Annotated in this window: 4 protein-coding genes; 3 read left to right on the top strand and 1 reads right to left on the bottom strand. The window is 74.4% G+C overall.

Annotated features, from left to right (window positions below; genetic code table 11):
* Positions 1-119: 119 nt before the first annotated feature.
* Entirely contained in the window at positions 120-923 is an 804-nt protein-coding gene (locus AOJ26_RS33510; protein ID WP_053852135.1) for a nuclease-related domain-containing protein, read from the bottom strand.
* 120 nt (positions 924-1,043) lie between these two features.
* On the opposite strand from AOJ26_RS33510, the gene AOJ26_RS33515 reads away from it, so the two are divergent.
* The 3 genes from AOJ26_RS33515 to AOJ26_RS33525 are packed head-to-tail and all read left to right on the top strand — an operon-like array spanning position 1,044 to position 3,608.
* Complete coding sequence (locus AOJ26_RS33515; RefSeq protein ID WP_053852136.1) at positions 1,044-1,550, top strand: protein-tyrosine phosphatase family protein; 507 nt, start codon at positions 1,044-1,046, stop codon at positions 1,548-1,550.
* Positions 1,551-1,596: 46 nt separating this feature from the next.
* The gene (locus tag AOJ26_RS33520) at positions 1,597-2,376 is read left to right on the top strand and encodes a hypothetical protein (protein WP_053852137.1); all 780 of its coding nucleotides are present in this window, start codon (positions 1,597-1,599) and stop codon (positions 2,374-2,376) included.
* Positions 2,373-3,608 (top strand): sensor histidine kinase, encoded by a 1,236-nt coding sequence (locus AOJ26_RS33525; RefSeq protein ID WP_053852138.1) that lies wholly within the window; start codon positions 2,373-2,375, stop codon positions 3,606-3,608. Before AOJ26_RS33520 ends, AOJ26_RS33525 begins: the two co-directional genes overlap by 4 nt.
* Positions 3,609-3,859: the final 251 nt, after the last annotated feature.

The following is a 3,859-nucleotide window of genomic DNA, read 5'->3' on the forward strand; positions in this document are numbered from 1 at the left end:
CCCCACACCACCCCGCCGCCTAAGCCCGCTTTGTTCAGGCCCTGCCACCCCCAGCACCCACCGCGCCGCCGCAACCCACGGCACCCAGCCCCGGGCGCCGCCGCCTCAGCCCGCCGTGTTCAGACCTTGGTCCATGTGTGCCGGTCTCTTGCCATCGCGTGCAGGGCCTCCACGTCCGCTGGTTTGAGGACGCCGCCGAGGCGGGTGAGGTCTTCGAGGTCCGTGTCGCGCAGGACGCGGATTCCGCGGGGCGGGAGGGTGACCGTGAGGCCAGAGGGGCCGACGAGTGCGAGGACCGGGTGGACCTCGGCGGTCAGGGCGTAGGAGGCGCGGTCGGCGTCGGCGCGGACGCGACGCAGCAGGGGCTGCGGGTCGCGGCGGCCGAGGGAGACCATCGGGTCGGCGACCGTCACCCGCTGCTTGCGGGCGTACAGCGTGTGCACGGCGAACAGTCCGCCGGGGCCGATCGCCAGATGGTGGACGCGGTCGCCGCCGGGCAGCGGGACGGAGTGCAGGGTGTGCCAGCCCGCGCCGTCGAGGCGGTCCAGCGCCTCGCCCACGGTCTGCTCGGCCTCCAGGGCGCGGCGACGGGGGTCGCGGCGCAGCCGGTGCCCGGGTCCGGGGTCCCGGTCCAGGGCGATCTGGAGGGCCTCGCCGGGCCGGTTGGGCGCCAGGTCGTCGTCCGGGTGAAGGGAGAGCCGGGCCAGTTCGGCGGGCGTCGGCACCGGGGGCGGGCCCACGGCCACCCGGCCGGTCAGGAAGGGCCCGAGGGCGTCGAGCACGTCCTGCCTGCGGTCCTCGCTCAGCAGGTTGATCCGGGCCGCCTCACGGTCGTACCAGGCGATGTTCCTGCCGTCCGTGAGGCAGACGTAGAGCCGCTCCTGACCATGGCGCCAGGTCGGTACGACGCGCAGTCCGCTCATGCACCATCACCCCATGGACCATGGGAACAGGCGGGGTGCTGCGCAGGCAAGAAGCCGGTTACCTTTGGGGTGAGTTGCCATGAGTTGCAGGGCTTGGCGCAGGGGCTTGGGGAGGCACTGTTGCGGACCCGCGGGAAGCAACCCGACGTACCGGCTCCGGACAGGGCGTGGGACGAGATCGTGCCCGGGCTGTGGATGGGCGGACACGAGTTCCAGGGCCTGTCCGGGCGACGGGAGTTCGCCGTCGTACGGGACGAGTTCGAGGTCGTGCAGACGCTGCTGCGGCTGCCCGGCCACGGCCCCGACCCCGGTGTCGAGCACCATGTGTGGCCGATTCCGGACGGCCCGCTGGACGGGACCCAGTTGGCGGGCGTGATACGCCTGGCGCAGGCCGCGGGCGACGCACTGGACGCGGGCCGCACGGTCCTCGTCCGCTGTTACCACGGCTACAACCGCTCGGGGCTGGTCGTCGCGCACGCCCTGGTCCGCAGGGGGCACACCCCCGACGCGGCGATCCGGCTGATCCGCGGCCGGCGCTCGCCGTGGGCGCTGCACAACGAGCTGTTCGTCGAGTACCTGCGCACCGGGCTGTCGACGGCCCGGCTGCTGGAGGAGCTGACCGAGTAGGGCCGCCCGGTACCGCCGCACGGCAAAAAGGACTTCCGTACGAATAATGTGTACGGGGCCGACGCCCCCGACCGGCCCCGACCCCAGGAGCACAGTGCCACCCGCCCGCCGCGCACCGCGTACGGCCCGTGCCGCAGCCGCCGTCGCCCTGCTGCTCGTGGCCGCGGCGGGCTGTGGCGACGCGGGCGACCTGGTGGGCGCGGGCTCCACGCCGACCGCGATCAGCCCCGACCGGCTGTGGCCGGACCTGACGCCCGCCTCCAGCCCGGCCTTCGAGATCGGCGAGGTGGACTCGCAGACCGTGGCGGGCGTCTCCGTGCCCGGCGACGACATCCGCACGGTGGACCCGGTCGCCCTCGTGCGCGCCGAGATCAGGGAGGACCCCGGCAGTTACGCCGACGGCGGGTACGCGGAGACGGCCCGCCGGATGGCGGACTGCGGGAAGCCGGGGGCGGCCGGGAAGAGGTGTCCCGTGCTGAGGCCGTACTACCGCGACCTGACCGGTGACGGGCACGAGGACCTGACGCTGGGCTTCCGGCAGTTGCCCGGCAGTGTCACCGCCGTCCGTGTCTACACCGTGGCGAAGCACCGGCTGGTGCGCGTCATGCACTGGGAGGACGCCGTCAGCGGGGTCGAGCTGGCCGGGCACTCGGTGATCATCCGTTCGCCGTCCGAGGTGGCCGGGTACGAGTACCGGCTCCAGTGGACCTGGGACCCGCAGCAGAAGTCGATGCTCCTCACCCACGACGAGATGCTGCGCACCGGCAGCCGGGCCCCCGGTGACCGGCCGAGCCCGGCGCCCAGCCCGTCGGCGAGCTCGCGATGAGGCTCGCGCTGCCCCGCTGGTCCGGCACGCTCGCGGTGAAGGCCGCCGTGTTCATCACCGTGATGTGCTGCGCCCTCGCCGCGCTGCTCGGGGTCCTCGTGCACGTCTCGGTGACGAACCAGACCGTCGGCGAGGCCCGGCACCTGGCATTGGACCGGCTGAAGGACGCGACCGAGGCGTACGAGGCCGGGGACACCCTGCGGTGGGACGCGGGCGTGGACCCGCCGGGCCTGCCGGGGTCGCTGCGGGCACTGGCGGTGGCCGGGGACCGCGGCACGATGGTCGGCGTGCACCGCGGCCGCCCCACGATGTGGGCGGCGGGCCCGGTGGACGGCGACCGGGCGCTGGCCGTGGGGGTCGACTACGCGCAGGGCGCGCGGACGATCGCGGGCCTCGACCGGGCGATCCTGTGGTCGTCGGCGCTGGCGATCACGGCGACGCTGCTGGTGGGGGCGTTCGCGGTGACCCGGGTGACGAAGCGGCTGGACACGACCGCCCGGGTGGCCCGGCGGATCAGCGCGGGCGACCTCGACGCGCGGGTCGGCGATCCGCGGACGAAGGACCCGTCGCGGCCGCAGGACGAGGTGGCCGCGGTGGCCGCCGCGCTGGACTCCATGGCGGGGTCCTTGCAGGGGAAGCTGCTGAGCGAGCAGCGGTTCACCGCGGATGTGGCGCACGAGCTGCGCACACCGCTGACGGGGCTGCACGCGGCGGCCGAGTTGCTGCCGCCGGGCCGGCCGACCGAGCTGGTGCGGGACCGGGTGGCCGCGTTGCGGACGCTGACGGAGGACCTGCTGGAGATCTCCCGGCTGGACACCGGCCGGGAGCGGGTGGAGCTGGACGCGGAACGTCTGGGCGCGGTGGCCGAGCGGGTGGTGCGGGCGTCCGGGACCGACACCGAGGTCGTCGTCGTACGGGATCTGGCCGTGGAGACGGACCGGCGGCGGCTGGAGCGGGTGCTGGGCAACCTGGTGGCCAACGCCCACCGGCACGGGCGGGGGCCGGTGTCGCTGACGGTCGACGGGCCGGTGGTGACCGTCCGGGACCACGGGGACGGATTCCCGCAGTACCTCGTCGAGCACGGGCCGCAGCGGTTCCGCACGGAGGGCGGGGCCCGGGGGCACGGACTGGGGCTGACCATCGCGCTGGGGCAGGCGGAGGTGCTGGGGGCCCGGCTGTCGTTCTCGAACGCGGAGGACGGCGGGGCGGTCGCGAAGCTGACGTTGCGGTAGGCGCTGCTCCTATGGCCCATCTGGAAAGGCGGCCCGTCCGCACGCCTCCTAACGTGGCGAACAGTCAGGTTCGCCCCTCAACGGAGGTCCCCCATGTCCCTGCGCTCCCGTCTCCCCATAGCGGTCGCCGCCTGCGCCCTCGCCGTCACCGCCCTCGCCACGCCCGCCGTCGCCGGTGACGAGTGGGGCGACGACGACCCCCAGAGCAGCTCCGGGAACCACCAGAGCCAGGGCCAGGGCCAGGGGCAGGG

It is taken from the genome of Streptomyces sp. NRRL B-24085 (genome assembly GCF_001282115.1).
Classification (GTDB): domain Bacteria; phylum Actinomycetota; class Actinomycetes; order Streptomycetales; family Streptomycetaceae; genus Streptomyces.